The following is a 15,198-nucleotide window of genomic DNA, read 5'->3' as shown; positions in this document are numbered from 1 at the left end:
GTCAGGTCCACATCTCGGCCAGGGCGAGCAGCTCCCTGGCCACATCCAGCTGGCGCCGCCCCTGCTCCATGGAGGTGCGGCGCAGCAGCTGGTGGGCCTCCTCTTCCGACAGCTGGCGGTGGGTCATCAGCAGCCCCTTGGCCCGCTCCACCACCTTGCGCTCTTCCAGCGCCGTTCGGGCGTTGTTGAGTTCGTCCTGCATCTGCTGCAGACGGCGGGACTGGGACTGCAGCAGCTCGATCAGCGAGCGGCCCAGTTGCGGGCTCAGGCCATGGTAACCGTCGCTGCCGGCCAATCCTCCTTGTGCCGAGCAGAACACCACGAAGGCGTCGTCCTGGCCCTGCTGGAAACGGGGCAGCAGATCGACCACCGAACAGTGCTGGGCCAGGCTGTCCCGGGCGCCGTTGAGCTTGCCGGCGCACAGCACCTCGAGCCGGGCGGCCAGGCACAGCTCCACCTGCTGCATGGTATCGATGCGGACGCTCATCACCTCGAACCAGCGCTGCCCCAGCCGGGGGTCGAAGGCGGTGCGCTCGTTGCTGGTGCACAGCAGCCGGCGCAGGCGCTCTACCTCGATCAGGCCGGTGTCCTGCTGACACTGGCGCCATACCGCCCAGGATGCCGGATCCACGAAGCCGGCGAACACCTCGAAACAGCGCTCCTCGCCCTCGATCAGGTGCTGGATGCGGGGCGAAATATCGCCGCCGCCATGGCCGGAGGCGAAGGCCGCCGCCCCCGCCGCCCGTTCCTGGCCGGTGAGCTCCTTGCCCTGCATGAAATGGAACATGGCCACCAGCAGCCGGGCGATATCCGGATCCACCGCCGCGTCGGCGGCCTCGAACACCACCGCCAGCAGCCCCTGCACCAGTTCGGTATAGACCTGGGTGGCAGCCGCGGCCGGGATCGCCAGGCGATCGACCTCGTCCCGCAACCGGTCGATGTCCGACAGTATGTGCACCGCGTAACCGATGCGGTTGAGCAGCCGGCTGCCGGCCTGCACCGTGTTCTGGCGCAGGTGGAGCGCGGCCAGGGCCTGGTGGAACTGGCCGGTGTAGCGGCAGCTGTCACGCTGCCATGCCTGCAGCTCGGGGCCGAAGCGTTCTCCGCCCGAGCCCAGGTACATGTTGGAGGCCCCACGCTCCCGCTGCAGGGCATGCACCAGGTGGCTGATGCAGACCACCAGTTGCCCCATGCGCAGCAACTGCTCCAGGGTCTGGATCTCGCATTCCTTGGAGGCGATCAGGTAATCGGTGGCGTCGGGTCGGCCGGCTGAGGTCTCTGCCATGGTCTTGCTCCGTTGGGCTAAAGTGCTTGAACCAACGGAAGCAAGAAATACGCCAGCTGGCTAGTAACCGGTGGCGCTGAAGTCGGGCACGAAGGCGTCCGGCGGCAGCCGCCACACCCGGGTGCTGAGCCGGCCGTCGGGATAGAGGGACAGGGCCCGCCAGCCGGGCGCCGTGGTATCCAGGGCGAAATCATCTGACAGGGGCTTGAACTGGATGCAGGTGGAGGGGCTGGCCAGGTAGCGCACCCCGTCGTGCACCTCGTCGAAGCCCTGGTGCACATGGCCGAACAGCACCGCCCGGCTGGCCTGGTGCCGGGACAACCGCTGCCGGAAGGCCTCGGCATTCCTCAGGTTGTGCTGATCCAGCCAGGCGCAGCCCACCGGCACCGCCTGGTGGTGCACCGCCACCAGCAGGTGATGGCGCGGGTAGCGACGGATCACCTCGTCCAGCAGCGCGAGCTGGGCCTCGGCCAGCTCGCCGTGGGCCTTGCCCCGCACCTGGGTGTCGAGCAACAGGATTTGCCAGTGGGCCAGCAGCAAATGCTTGGCATTGCTGATGCCGGCCGCATCCAGCTCGGCCTGCATCACCGGGGCGTCGTCGTGATTGCCCGGCAGCCAGTACACCGGCGGTGCCAGCGTCGCCATCAGCCCGGTGAAGCGGCGGTAGGACTCGGGGCTGTGATCCTGGGACAGATCGCCGGTGGCCAGAATGGCGTCCTTCGGCTCGGCGTCCTCGCGGATGGCCTCGACCACCGCCCGGCAGCTGTCGAAGGTGGCGATGCCCAGCAGTTCGGTGCCGGCGTCGGCGAAGAGATGGGTGTCGGTGATCTGCAGCAATTCTGCCACGCCGTCTTCACGGTGGCTGCCAAGATGGGTGCTATCGGGGGAAGTCGTTGCCGTGTTCAAACCTGTTTAACCGTGCTGAATCCGTGGTATAGGCAACATTTCAGCCATTCGGCCAGAAAGAGGTTCACCTGTTCTTTTTCGTTGGGGTGATGCATGTTTTTATTCGGATAATCATAACTCGGCTGCAGGGTGAAAATCTGCTGACTGGCACACACTTCGGCCATGCGCACGTCGTGGTAGAGCCGCACCCGTACCTTCATGCGCATAAAGCAGGGCAGCCCGGGGGTGCACTGCTCGATGGACACATGCCAGGTGTAGGGGGCAATCTCCAGCACCCGCAGCACGAACAACAGCTGCTCGTTGATGCCCACCGACACGCTCTCGCCCACCACCGCCCGCCGGGGCAGCAGTTTCATCAGCGCCAGATAGTTGGTGTCGCAGGTACGCTGCAACGCCTTGAGATCCGGTACATGCCTGCGCGTGGTGGTCACCGATACCAAGTGTTTATCCTCTCTGTACATCAGGGTTGCCCGGCTGCCGCCGGTGCAGTTCCAACCATTGTAGTGCGATTACGCTGGCGGCATTATCAATTTTTTCTTCGGCCAGCCACCGCATCGCCTGGGCCCGGGGCAGGCGATGGACCCGGATATCCTCGCCCTCGTCGGCCAGGCCGGCATGGCTGGCCGCCTCTGCCGCGTCGACTTCACCGATAAAGATGGTGATGCGCTCGCTGCAGCCGCCGGGGCTGGAGAAGTAAGTGAGTGCGCGGGTCAGGGATTTCAAGGTCAGGCCCGCTTCTTCCCGCGCCTCGCGACGCACCACGTCCTCTTCCGACTCGCCCTCTTCCACTATGCCCGCCACTATCTCCAGCAACCAGGGACTGCCCGCCGCCTGGATGGCCCCGACCCGGAACTGCTCGACCAGCACCACTTCGTCGCGCACCGGATCATAGGGCAGCACGGCGGCGGCATGGCCCCGGTCGAACAGCTCCCGGGTCAGCGAGGGCCCCCAGCCGCCGGCGAACAGCCGGTGCCGCAGTTTCACCTTCAGCAGGCGGAAAAAACCCTGGTATCCCACCTCCTCGGCCTGGATCCGCATGTCTTCCCGGCCGAAGCGTGCCTGGTTTTTCGTGGTCATATCGACTCCCGTCTTGACATTCAACCGGCAGATTTTAGACTGGCAATATCTGAATGAACGTTCATTCAAGCGCGTTAACGGCTTGGTTTTGCTGGCCGATCTATATTACTGCAACGATAACGGGCCATGTTACCGTTATAATGAGCTTACTCAAACAAGATGCCTGCCCCCAGCACGGCGATAATTGGTCCATCCGTTATTTAAGGCTAACAAATGAAAAAAACGCTGTTGTCGACCCTGGTGCTACTGTGCACGGTGGGCCCGGTTCATGCCGAAGACCTGCTGGATATCTACCGGCAGGCCACCCAGAACGACCCCCAGGTACGGGAAGCCAAGGCGCGCCGCGACGCCGCCTTCGAGCAGATCAACGAGTCCCGCGCCCCACTGCTGCCCCAGGTGGACCTGGGCGCCGGCGCCAGCTATGTGCAGAGCAACCATGACGACCGGAGTACCCGCTCCACCGCCAACCTGGGCGCGACCCTGAACCAGGCACTCTATCGCCGTGCCACCTGGGTCAACCTGGACATCACCGAAAAAACCGCCGCACAGAGCGACGTGGTCTACAAGCAGGTACAGCAGAACCTGATCCTCAGGGCTACCCAGGCCTATTTCGACGTGCTCGCCGCGCAAGACAACCTCAGCTTCGTCCAGGCCAACAAGGAAGCGGTCAGCCGCCAACTGGATCAGACCCGGCAGCGTTTCGAGGTAGGCCTGAGCGCCATGACCGACGTGCACGAGGCCCAGGCCCAGTACGACCAGGCTCTGGCCGAGGAGATCGCGGCGGAGAACGCGGTCAACAACGCCAAGGAAGTACTGCGCGAGCTCACCGGCATGAGCTATGCGCAACTCAGCGAACTCGACACCGACTCCTTCAGCCCGCAGCAGCCGGCCACCGCCGCCGACGCCTGGCTGGAAACCGCCCTGGAGCTGAACCTGGAGCTGCACAGCCAGCGCATCAACAAGGACATCGCCAACGAGCAGATCGACCTGGCCCGCACCGGCCACGAGCCGACCCTGGACCTGACCGCCGGCCTGACCAGCAGCTACAGCGATTTAAAGAATCCGAACCAGGGCAACAATGACGGTACCCTGAACGAAGGCAGCATCGGGCTGTCCTTCAACCTGCCGGTCTATTCCGGCGGCGCCGTCAGTTCCCAGGTCAAGCGGGCCCGGCACAACTACGTGGCGGCCAGCGAACTGCTGGAGCGCAGCTTCCGCTCGGTGCAGAGCCAGGTGTATTCCTCCTACAACGACGTCACCGGCGCCATCGGCTCCATTCGCGCCTTTGAGCAGTTCGTGGTGTCGGCGGAAAGCGCGCTCAGCGCCACCGAAGCCGGTTACGAGGTGGGCACCCGCACCATAGTGGACGTGCTCAACGCCACCCGCCAGCTGTACGAAGCCAAGCGCCAGCTGTCCGAGGCTCGCTACAACTACATCCTGAGCCAGCTGCGGCTGAAGCTGGCCGCCGGCAACCTGACCGAACAGGATCTGGTGGACATCAACAACGGGCTGATACGGTAGGAAAAAGGCCGGGGCCCGCACCCCTCGGACGGCTGGCAAACCGGCGTATTTCCCGGTGCTCGCTCCCGCGAAGGCGGGAGTCCATATACGGAGATGACGACAGTTACTCCCCGGGTTCACGACGCGGTTCGGTGCCGGCCCCTGCCTGCTGCATCAGCCAGCCGGCGCTGGCGCTGAGCAACAAAATGCGCAGCACATGGTGGAAGATGACCCAAGAGGGCTCCAGGCCGGTGACCAGCGCCAGGTAGATCATCGCCTCCACCGCCCCCGGGGCATAGGCCAGCCACACCTGGAACAGGGGCACCTCCAGCCACCAGGCCACCGCCGCCGCCCAGATCAACGCCATCACCGAGCTGGACAGGCTGATCAGCACGCCGATCACCAGCAGGTAGCCCATCTCCCGGGCCGGCAGCGGCCGCAGCCGGCTGCCCACCAGCGCCCCCAGCAGCACCATGCCGAGCGGAATGATGCCCGCGCTCGGCACCGAGGCCACGCCCTGCCAAGCCGCGTAACCGCCGGCGGTCAGCACTCCCGCCAGGATATAGCTGGCCGGCAGGCGCAGCCGGCCGCCCAGCCGCCCCAGGACATAGGCCGCCAGGATCAGCAGGCCGCTGTGCAGCGGCGACAGCTCGGTCGCCACCGGCGCATCGGCCACCGGCACCCATTCCAGCGCCATGGCGAGCCCGACCGTCGACACCAGCACGATGACCCTGACCGTCTGGGACAGGATCACCCGCAGCGGATTTTCGAGCTGGGTCGCCAGCGCCGCCATCACCGACAGCGCCCCCGGCGAGGCCGCCAGCATCGCTTCCTGCCGTGACCAGCCCAGCCGCCGCAACAGGTACTGGGTCAGGGGGATCTGGGTGGCCAGACAAAGCAGCAGCCCCGCCACGCTGAACAACAGCGAGGCGGGGCCGGGAAAGTCGAGCTCGAGGCGCAGGCCGACGGCCACCCCCAGGATGGCCTGGATCGGTGGCAGCAGGGTTTTCGGTAGCCTGACCGCCACCCCCAGCATGGCGGACAACGCCACCAGCAGCATGGCGCCCAGCAGCCAGTCGGAAGGAAAGCCGGCCCAGTGGGCCAGCCCGCCCCCTGCCGCACCGATGGCACAGGTGCGGAGCAGGATCATCATCCCTGTGCCACCTCCCCGGCCTTCAACCCGGCCAGGCGACGCCGCCGCCGGCCCATCAGCCAGGGCAGCACCAGTACCGCCAGGCTCATCAGCCAAAGGCCGAGGGTCACGCCGTTGTTGAACAGTATGCCCCAGTCGCCGGCGCTGATGGACAGGGCCCGGCGCAGGTTGTCTTCCAGCACCTCGCCCAGCACCAGGCCGAGGATCACCGGCGCCAGCGAGAAGCCCAGCTTGCGCAGCAGAAAGCCGAACACTCCCAGCAGGATCATGAAAAACAGATCGAAGCTGGCCCCGTGGATGGAGTAGATGCCCACGAAGGTCAGCATCACGATCACCGGCACCAGGTAGGCCTGGCGCACGCTGAGCATGCGCACGAAGATCCCGACCAGCGGCAGGTTCATCACCAGCAGGGCGATGTTGCCCACGAACATGGAGGCGATAAGTCCCCAGGCGATGTCCGGCTTCTGGCTGAACAGCAGGGGGCCCGGGGTCACGTCGAACAGCAGCAGGGCACCGAGCAGGATGGCGGTGGTGCCGGAGCCGGGAATCCCTAAGGTCAGCATGGGCACCATGGAGCCCACCGCCGCCGAGTTGTTGGCCGCCTCCGGCGCCGCCAGACCGCGCACGTCGCCGTTACCGAAGTCGTTGTCCTCGCCGGCCATGCGCTTTTCGGTACCGTAGGCCACGGCGCTGGCGACGGAGGCGCCGGTGCCGGGCAGTACACCGATCACGAAACCGATCAGCGTGGAGCGCAGCACCGTCCAGCGCACCTTGACCAGGTCGGCGGCGTTCACAAAGGACTTGCTCACCTTGTCCATCTTCATGTTGCCGCTGTAGTGGTGCTCGACCAGCAGCAGTATCTCGCTGATGGCGAACATGCCGATCACCACTACCAGGAAGTCGACCCCGTCGAACAGGCTGGTCAGGCCGAAGGTGAACCGCAGCACGCCGGTGCCGGAGTCGACCCCGACGGTGGCCAGGGCCAGGCCGATAATGGCGCCGATCACCGTCTTCACCGGGCGGGAACCGACCATGGAGGCCAGGCAGCACAGGGCGAACACCATCAGCGCCACGAACTCGGCGGGGCCGAAGGTCACCGCCAGCCGGGTCAGCAGCGGGGTGAAGATCACCAGCAGCACCAGGGCGCCCATGGAGCCGGCGAAGGAGGACACCGCCGACAGCGCCAGCGCCCGGCCGCCCTCGCCCCGCTTGGCCATGGGGTAGCCGTCCAGGGTGGTCATGATGGCGCCCGCGTCCCCGGGCACGTTGAGCAGTATGCTGGAGATCCGCCCGCCGTATTCGGCGCCGTAATAGACCCCCGCCAGCAGTATGATGGCCGAGGCCGGCTCCAGCCCGATGGAATAGGCCAGCGGCAGCAGGATGGCGATGCCGTTGATGGGGCCGATGCCCGGTAGGGCGCCCATCAGGGTGCCGAAGAAACAGCCCGCCAGCACCAGCGCCAGGTTCATCGGCGTCAGGGCCACGGCAAAGCCGCCGGCCAGGGTAGATAAAACATCCATGCAGTTAACCTCCAAACACCGCGCCTACCGGCACGTTCAGTTCCAGCACCAGGCTCAGCAACACATAACCCACCAGGCCCAGGGCCGCGGAGTAGAGTGCCCCCCGTCCCCAGCCCAGGCCGAAGATCCGGGCGAAGACGGTGCCGACCAGCCAGGTAGACAGCACGAAGCCCAGCGGCTCGAAGCTCCAGGCGTAGGCCAGCAGACAGAGCACCACCAGCAGGTGGCGGCCGAACATGCCGCCGCCGTAGGCTTCCTTGAGCCGGTCGGGCCTGATCATCAGCCAGGCCGCCGTGCCGAACAGCAACGCAGCCAGGATCAACGGTATGGCCTTGGGGCCAACCGGTTCATATTGAAAGGGCACTTCCAGTCGCCAGGCGGCGGCCCCCAGGGCCACCGCCGCCACCATCAGGGCGAGGGAAAAAAGACGATCCGCCATGCTTGCCCCCCGTTACTTTACCAGACCCATCTGCCGGGACAGGGACTGGAAGCCGTCCACCTCGGACACCACATAGCGCTCGAACGCCTCGCCGGCCAGGTCCATCGGGAACAGCCCCTGCTGGGTGCGCACCCGCTCGAACTCGCCGCTCTCATGCAACCGCTGGAACTGCGCCACCCAGTAGGCATAAGCCTCGTCGGACGCCTCGGGCGCCATGTAGAAGCCGCGCACTATGGGCCACTCCATGTCGTAGCCCTGCTCCCGGGCGGTGGGAATGGCGGCGAAATCCCCTTCCAGCCGCTCGGGAGCCAGCACCGCCAGCACCTTGACGATGCCCGCGTCCAGCTGTCCCTTGATCTCGGAGATGTCCCCCGGGAACACCTGGATATGGTTGCCCAGGATGGCGGCGGTGGCGTCGCCGCCCCCTTCATAGGCCACATAGCGCATGGTGCGCGGATCCAGCCCCAGGTTCTGGTAGAAGAACGCCGCCTTCATCCAGTCCTGGCTGCCCACGGTGCCGCCGGCGCCGAACACCATGGCACCGGGGTTGGCCTTCACCGCCTCCGCCAGCTCTCGCAGGCTGTTCCAGGGCGCGTCGCCCTTGACGATGATGGCGCCGTAGTCGGTGCCGATGGAGCCCAGCCAGCGGGCGTCGTCCACCCCGAGATCCGCGCCGAACTTGCCCAGCGCCAGGTTCAGCGACGAGCCGGTGCTGAAGGCCACCACGGCGTTGTCATCGCTGCGGCGGTTGCTGTTCATATGGGTATAGGCCACGGCGCCGACCCCGCCCGGCATGAAGGTCACCCGCATCGGCTCCTCCAGCAGGCCGGACTTGTCCAGGCTGGAGGTCAGGATGCGGCAGGTGAGGTCGAAGCCGCCGCCCGGCTTGGCGGGGGCGATACATTCCGGTTTTTTGGGGGTAAACTCGGCCAGGGCCGGGCCCGCGGCCATCATCAGCAGGCCGCTGCCCAGTACAGCGTGAACCAGAGGGCGTAGTTTCATATCGTTATCTCCTTGGCGACAATTCCATGACTTCTCTTGTTTTGGATAAAAACAAGTTGTTAACATCCGCCATGCTAGCGCCCCAAGCTGTCACCAAGCTGTCACCGGAAAAAAGAGGGAGTCAGAGTGCGTATTCTTGTGATCGAGGACACAGTGGTCCTGGGGGAAGCCATCGCCGACCGGCTGCAGAAGCTGGGCCATGGCACCGATCTCATCGGCAACGGCCGCCAGGCCGCCGACTGGCTGCGCCACCAGCGGGTCGACCTGATCATCCTGGATCTTAACCTGCCCGGCCTCGGCGGCGAGGCCCTGCTGGCCGAGCTGCGCCAGCGCAAGAGCACCACGCCGGTACTGATCCTCACCGCTCGGGACGGCATCGACGATCGCATCAAGCTGCTGGATCTGGGCGCCGACGACTACCTGACCAAGCCGTTCGACTTCGGTGAGCTGGAAGCCCGGGTCCGCGCCCTGCTGCGCCGCCGCCAGGGCTACGCCGCCGACATCAGCGAACACGGCAACCTGGTATTCAACCGGACCGCCAAGACGGTCACCATCGACCACCGGGACTGCCCGCTGCTCAACCGGGAATTCCGCCTGCTGGAGATCTTCCTCGGCGGCCTGGAGCGGGTGATGAGCAAGGAGGAACTGACCGAAAAACTGTTCAACGCCGACGAGACCCCTTCCGCCAACGCCATCGAGCTCTACGTGGCCCGCCTGCGCAAGAAGCTGGCCGGCAGCTCGGTGCAGATCCAGACCCTGCGCGGCCTCGGCTACGTGGCCCGGGTCGGCCCGCCATGAGCAGGGCCGCCGAGCACCATCCGGCCCTGCGTCGGCGCCTGCTGCTGATCAGCGGTGCCGTGCTGACCGGCCTGGCCCTGCTGGCGGTGGCGCTGATGGTGTCCTACAGCCGCAAGACCGCCGATCGCAGCTACGACCTGATGCTGGGCAGCGCCGTGCTGCAGATGGCGGACGCGGTTCGCCACGGCGGGCAGGGATTCAGCGTGGACATTCCCGTCTCCGCCTTCGCCACCCTGGCCCAGGCCCCGGAAGACCGGGTGTTCTACCGCATCAGCATCAACGGGGAATTCCTGACCGGCTACCGCGACCTGCCGGCACCGCCGGGCAAATCCCCCTCGCGGCGACCGCTGACCCAGGAGCGGCCGGACTTCTACACCGCCGACTACGCCGGGGAACACATCCGGGTCGCCCGCCTGACCCGGCTGAACACCGAGCGGCTGCCGCCGGACCAGATCACCATAGAGCTGGCCCAGACCCGGCTGGCCCGCCGGCAGCTCAGCGAGGAGATGATGCACCCGGCGCTGGAGTTGCTGCTCGGCCTGCTGGCCAGCGCCCTGCTGCTGCTGTGGCTGGGCATCTACTACGCCTTCCTGCCCTTCAGGCAGCTGGCCCGGGCCCTGGCCCGGCGGCAGCCGCGGGATCTGACGCCGCTGTCGCTGCCGGTGCCCCGGGAAACCCTGCCCCTGCTCGACACCATCAACCATTTCATCGCCCGCCAGCACGAGATACTGGCACGCATGGAATCCTACACCTCGGTCGCCGCCCATCAGCTGCGTACCCCGCTCGCCAGCCTGCGCGCCCTGTGCGAGAACGCCCGGGACGAAGCGGACGAGGACAAACGCCGCCGGCTGCTGTCCGGCCTGATCGGCCAGTGCGACCAGCTGTCGCTCACCGTGCGCCACCTGCTGAACCAGGCGGTGCTCGATCACCGCTTTCACAGCCGGGAACTGGTGCCGGTGGAGCTGAACACCCTGGTGAAAGGCGTCTGCCTGGAGCTGGCGATCCAGGCCCTGCACCGCCGGGTGGCGCTGGCGTTCGAACCGGCCGACGCCCCCCAGTGGATAGCGGGAGACGAATTTGCGCTGACCCAGATGCTGAAGAACCTGATCGAAAACGCCGTCGCCCACAGCCCGCCGGAGGCCCAGGTGGAAATCCACGTACTGAGCCGGGCCGCGCCCGCCATCCATATTCTGGATCGGGGGCCGGGCCTGCCGGAGGCGGAAAAGGCCCGGGTGTTCGAGCGCTTCTACCGGGGGGCGGCCAGCCGCTACGCCGGCAGCGGCCTGGGCATGGCCATCGCCCGGGACGTGGCGGAGCATCACGGAGCCCGCATCCTGCTGCACGACCATGCGCCGAGCGGGCTGGATGTGGAAATTCGCTTTCAGAACAAGACCAAATAAGGGCTTATCCATGAAGGGGACAGCACACCTCAACCTCGGCCTCTGGCTGCTGCTGTGGCTGTCGCTCCCGGCCTCGGCGGCGGAAGAGTTTCGCCTGCCGGCCCGGGGCGACCGGCAACAGGAACTGGTGCTCTACAGCGCCACCGACTATGAACACCTGTCGCCCCTGCTGCGGGAATTTCAGCAGGCTCATCCGGGGGTGGCCATCCGCTTTGTCGATCTCAATTCCCGGGAGCTGTACCAGCGCTTCCTGGCCGAAGGCCAGGATTCCCACGCCGATCTGCTGCTCAGTTCGGCCATGGATCTGCAGCTGAAACTGGTGAACGACGGCCACGCCCGGCCCCACCGCTCGGAGCGCACCCTGGCGCTGCCGCCCCAGGCCCACTGGCGTCATGAGCTGTTCGCCTTCACCTTCGAGCCGGTGCTGATGGTGTTCAACCGGGAACGGCTCGGGCGGCACGAGATCCCGCGCAGCCGCCAGCAGCTGCTGAGCCTGCTGCGCCGTGAGCCGGAGCGCTTCAGCCGCCGTATCGCCACCTACGACATTGCCGCCAGCGGCGTCGGCTACCTGCTCGCCAGCCAGGACAGCCAGCAGGGGGAGACCTACGGCCGGCTGCTGGAAGCCTTCGGCAGCCTGTCGGTCCGGCTCGACGACAACAGCAACGACATGCTCGCCGCCCTGGCCCGGGGTGAGCTGGCCATCGGCTACAACCTGCTCGGCTCCTACGTCGCGTCCGCCATCGCCCGGCATCCCCAGCTGACGGCGGTGGCGCCGGAGGATTACACCCTGATGCTGATGCGACTGGTGCTGATCTCCCGCCACGCGCCCCACCCCGTCCTGGCGGGACAGCTGCTCGACTTCATGCTGTCGGCCCGGGGCCAGGCCGCCCTGGGCCGGGCCGGCCTGCAGCCGCTGCTGGAGGCCGGCCCGGAGCAGACCAGGCTGACGATAAGGCCCCAGGGCCCCGTTACCCTGATCCCGCTGACCCCGGCCCTGCTGCCGCCGCTGGACCGGCTCGACCGGCAAGGTTTTCTCCGGGCCTGGCAAAGCTCCATCGAGCCCCAGCCCCCGGTGCCCCAACGGTAATCACCAGGCTGCACCATGATATGGCTTTTGCCTTATGACTGTGCAACCGCCGTTCCCGACCAACTGTTAATTTATTGATAAAAAAGAAAATAATATCATGGCATAGGCCTTGCTTTATGACTGACAGAGTCACTTATTATTTACAAGGCCACTATGACAGCTTCGATCCATACCACCTGCCCCTATTGCGGCGTTGGCTGCGGCGTTAAGGTCGACAGCCAGGGCATTCCCAGCGGCGATACCCAGCATCCCGCCAACCTCGGTGCGCTGTGCGTCAAAGGCATGGCCCTGGGCGAAAGCCAGACCCTGCCGAACCGCCTGCTCTATCCGCGGGTGAACGGCGAGCAAGTGGACTGGCCCCAGGCCGTCGAGCATATCGCCCATCGCCTGGGCGACATCATCGAGCGCCACGGCCCCGGGGCGGTGGCCTTCTATGGCTCGGGCCAGATGCTGACCGAAGACTACTACGTGGCCAACAAGCTGATGAAGGGCTTTATCGGCTCCGCCAATATCGACACCAACTCCCGGCTGTGCATGTCCTCCGCCGTGGCCGCCCACCAGCGCGCCTTCGGCGAGGACGCAGTGCCGGCCAGTTACGACGATATCGACGACGCCGAACTGGTGGTGATCGTCGGCGCCAACACCGCCTGGACCCACCCGGTATTGTTCCGCCGGCTGGAAGCCGCCAAGGCCGCCAACCCGAACCAGCAGTGGGTGGTGATCGACCCCCGCGCCACCGCCACCAGCCAGCAGGCGGATCTGCACCTGGCCGTCACCCCCGGCACCGATCTGGTGCTGTTCAACGGCCTGGCCCGCCGCATCCTCGACAGCGACCGCCTGGACCGCCACTTCGTGGAGCAACATGTCGCCGGCTTCCCCGAGCTGTACCGGCAGTTGTCCGGCCCCGAATACCGCCCCGACAACGTGGCCCGGGTCACCGGCCTGTCCATCGCCGAGCTCAACCGCTTCTACCAGCTGTTCCTCGACCACCCCAGGACCCTGACCCTGTTCTGCATGGGCATCAACCAGTCCCTGCGCGGCACCGACAACGCCGGCGCCATCATCAACTGCCACCTGCTCACCGGCCGCATCGGCAAGCCCGGTGCCGCTCCCTTCTCCCTCACCGGCCAGCCCAACGCCATGGGCGGGCGGGAAGTGGGCGGCCTGGCCAACCAGCTGGCGGCCCATATGGACTTCGCCCCGGCCAACCGGGACAAGGTGGCCCGCTTCTGGGGCAGCGACCGCCTGGCCCGGGCCCCCGGCCACAAGGCGATGGAGATGATCGATGCCATCGAGCGGGGCGAAATCAAGGCGCTGTGGGTGATGGGCTCCAACCCGGCGGTGTCGCTGCCCGACAGCGCCCGCGCCCGCCGCGCCCTGGCCAAGTGCGAGCTGCTGATCGTCTCCGACATCAGCCCCAACACCGACACCGCCAAACTGGCCCAGGTGCTGCTGCCCGCCGCCGGCTGGGGCGAGAAGGACGGCACCGTCACCAACTCGGCGCGCATCATCTCCCGCCAGCGCCCCTTCAAGCCGGCCCCCGGCGCCGCCCGGCCGGACTGGTGGGCCCTGTGCCAGGTGGCCCGGGCCATGGGCTTCGGTGAGGCCTTCGGCTTCGCCTCCGCCGCCGACGTGTTCCGCGAGCACGCCGCCCTCACCGGCTTCGAGAACCACGGCGAGCGGCTGTTCGACATCTCCGCGCTCAGCACCCTGAGCGATGATGAATTCAACGCCCTGATCCCGCGCAGCTGGCCCCTGGCCGGCCGGGACGGCGGCCCGGCCCGGCTGTTCGCCGAGGGCCGCTTCCCCACCCCCGACGGCAAGGCCCGGTTGCAGTTGAGCGCACCGCTCGCCCCCGCCGGCGGGGGTGCCGAGCTGCTGCTCAACACCGGCCGGCTGCGCGATCAGTGGCATACCATGAGCCGCACCGGCCACGTGGCCCGGCTGATGGCGGCGGCCACCGAACCCCAGGCCCAGATCCACCCGGACACCCTGGCCCGCCACGGGCTGAACAAGGCCGAGCTGATCGAGCTGCGCAACGAGCACGGCGCCACCCTGGTGCGGCCGGTGGCCGACGAAGGCATGGCCCCCGGCCAGGTGTTCGTGCCCATGCACTGGAGCGAGGAATTCAGCGCCGGCGGCCGGGTCAACGATCTGGTCGAGGCCCGCGGCTGCGCCCTCTCCGGCCAGCCCGCGTTCAAGCAGAACCCGGTGCAGGTGAGCGCCGTGGAGCACCGGTGGCAGGCCAGCTGGATTGCCACCGAGGCGCCGGCCTGGCTGCCGCAATGGTGGAGCCGGCGTCCGCTGGCCCAGGGCGAGTGCTGGAGCCTGATCGACAGCCGCTCCGATGCCGAGGAAGCCAGGACCCGGCTGACCGCCGAAGGCAGCTGGCTCGACTGGCCCCTGCCCCAAGGACGGCTGCTGGTCAACCTGGAGCAGGGCAAGATCGCCGGCCTGCTGCTGCTGGGCCTGTCGCCCTGGCACATCAACCCGGATCCGCTGGCGGCCCTGCTCGGCACCGCCCTGCAGCCCAGCCTGCTGCTCGGCCAATTGAGCCAGGCCCTGGCCGGCAACAGCAAGCTGGTATGCAGCTGCTGGAGCGTGAGCGAGGCGCAGATCCGCCGCGCCGTCGAGCAGCACGACATCACCGAGCTGCCCCAGTTGCAACAGCTGTTGAAATGCGGCACTCGCTGTGGCTCCTGCGTGCCGGAGCTGAAACAGATACTGGCGGTGTGCCAGACCCGGCTTCAGGGAGAGAAAATCTGACCGGGCCCTGGCCCGGCTCCCCGTACCGATGTTCTCGTTATCTCGGGCCCGGCCCGAGCCGTTTCCTCCAAACTCTGCCATTTGGCTGACTCCCTTGTTCGCAAGGGAGTTTTTTTTATTTTCGGGCGGCAAAAATAAGGTTCTTCGCGGAGTCGTGGGGAAGTGAAGATTGACAGACAGAGAAGCGGTACATTGGTCGTCGCCAAACAAACCCGCACCGCCACTCTGCTGTCACCATGGATATTATTGATTTTTACTCTTTTTG

The 15,198-nt window shown here is 66.7% G+C and carries 13 protein-coding genes; 5 read left to right on the top strand and 8 right to left on the bottom strand.

Features of this window, described 5'->3' with window-relative positions; translation table 11 throughout:
* Position 1: 1 nt before the first annotated feature.
* The 4 genes from C7H85_RS16545 to nudF are packed head-to-tail and all read right to left on the bottom strand — an operon-like array spanning position 2 to position 3,268.
* Complete coding sequence (locus tag C7H85_RS16545; RefSeq protein ID WP_106730814.1) at positions 2 to 1,285, bottom strand: nitrate regulatory protein; 1,284 nt, start codon at positions 1,283 to 1,285, stop codon at positions 2 to 4.
* A gap of 60 nt (positions 1,286 to 1,345) precedes the next feature.
* Positions 1,346 to 2,131: a 3',5'-cyclic-AMP phosphodiesterase gene (cpdA, locus tag C7H85_RS16540; protein ID WP_245879703.1), complete on the bottom strand. Its 786-nt coding sequence runs from the start codon at positions 2,129 to 2,131 to the stop codon at positions 1,346 to 1,348.
* 56 nt (positions 2,132 to 2,187) lie between these two features.
* Positions 2,188 to 2,652 (bottom strand): DUF1249 domain-containing protein, encoded by a 465-nt coding sequence (locus tag C7H85_RS16535; RefSeq protein WP_106730812.1) that lies wholly within the window; start codon positions 2,650 to 2,652, stop codon positions 2,188 to 2,190.
* Positions 2,636 to 3,268, bottom strand: coding sequence for an ADP-ribose diphosphatase (gene nudF, locus C7H85_RS16530; RefSeq protein ID WP_106730811.1), 633 nt, complete (start codon positions 3,266 to 3,268; stop codon positions 2,636 to 2,638). Before nudF ends, C7H85_RS16535 begins: the two co-directional genes overlap by 17 nt.
* A 213-nt stretch (positions 3,269 to 3,481) precedes the next feature.
* Between nudF and tolC the strand changes: the two genes are divergently transcribed.
* Complete coding sequence (gene tolC, locus C7H85_RS16525) at positions 3,482 to 4,789, top strand: outer membrane channel protein TolC (RefSeq protein ID WP_106730810.1); 1,308 nt, start codon at positions 3,482 to 3,484, stop codon at positions 4,787 to 4,789.
* 103 nt (positions 4,790 to 4,892) lie between these two features.
* Here tolC and C7H85_RS16520 read toward each other — a convergent pair whose 3' ends face one another.
* From C7H85_RS16520 to C7H85_RS16505, 4 genes are read right to left on the bottom strand one after another with little or no spacing between them, the layout of a single operon-like run.
* Positions 4,893 to 5,921, bottom strand: a complete 1,029-nt coding sequence (locus C7H85_RS16520; RefSeq protein WP_106730809.1) for an AbrB family transcriptional regulator — start codon at positions 5,919 to 5,921, stop codon at positions 4,893 to 4,895.
* Entirely contained in the window at positions 5,918 to 7,441 is a 1,524-nt protein-coding gene (locus tag C7H85_RS16515; protein WP_106730808.1) for a tripartite tricarboxylate transporter permease, read from the bottom strand. Before C7H85_RS16515 ends, C7H85_RS16520 begins: the two co-directional genes overlap by 4 nt.
* Before the next feature lie 4 nt (positions 7,442 to 7,445).
* Positions 7,446 to 7,880, bottom strand: a complete 435-nt coding sequence (locus C7H85_RS16510; protein WP_106730807.1) for a tripartite tricarboxylate transporter TctB family protein — start codon at positions 7,878 to 7,880, stop codon at positions 7,446 to 7,448.
* A 12-nt stretch (positions 7,881 to 7,892) separates the two neighbouring features.
* Positions 7,893 to 8,882, bottom strand: a complete 990-nt coding sequence (locus C7H85_RS16505) for a Bug family tripartite tricarboxylate transporter substrate binding protein (RefSeq protein ID WP_106730806.1) — start codon at positions 8,880 to 8,882, stop codon at positions 7,893 to 7,895.
* A 126-nt stretch (positions 8,883 to 9,008) separates the two neighbouring features.
* Here C7H85_RS16505 and C7H85_RS16500 point away from each other — a divergent pair, with 126 nt between their 5' ends.
* The 4 genes from C7H85_RS16500 to C7H85_RS16485 all read left to right on the top strand — a co-directional run bounded on the left by C7H85_RS16500 (position 9,009) and on the right by C7H85_RS16485 (position 14,933).
* Complete coding sequence (locus C7H85_RS16500; protein WP_106730805.1) at positions 9,009 to 9,680, top strand: response regulator transcription factor; 672 nt, start codon at positions 9,009 to 9,011, stop codon at positions 9,678 to 9,680.
* Positions 9,677 to 11,080, top strand: a complete 1,404-nt coding sequence (locus tag C7H85_RS16495; protein WP_106730804.1) for a sensor histidine kinase — start codon at positions 9,677 to 9,679, stop codon at positions 11,078 to 11,080. Before C7H85_RS16500 ends, C7H85_RS16495 begins: the two co-directional genes overlap by 4 nt.
* Before the next feature lie 10 nt (positions 11,081 to 11,090).
* Positions 11,091 to 12,167: an ABC transporter substrate-binding protein gene (locus tag C7H85_RS16490; protein WP_158260113.1), complete on the top strand. Its 1,077-nt coding sequence runs from the start codon at positions 11,091 to 11,093 to the stop codon at positions 12,165 to 12,167.
* 153 nt (positions 12,168 to 12,320) lie between these two features.
* Complete coding sequence (locus tag C7H85_RS16485; RefSeq protein ID WP_245879702.1) at positions 12,321 to 14,933, top strand: nitrate reductase; 2,613 nt, start codon at positions 12,321 to 12,323, stop codon at positions 14,931 to 14,933.
* The last annotated feature ends 265 nt before the right edge of the window (positions 14,934 to 15,198 follow it).

Source organism: Zobellella endophytica (genome assembly GCF_003012775.1).
Taxonomy (GTDB): Bacteria; Pseudomonadota; Gammaproteobacteria; order Enterobacterales; family Aeromonadaceae; genus Oceanimonas; species Oceanimonas endophytica.
This window is presented reverse-complemented; position numbering and strand designations above follow the sequence as displayed.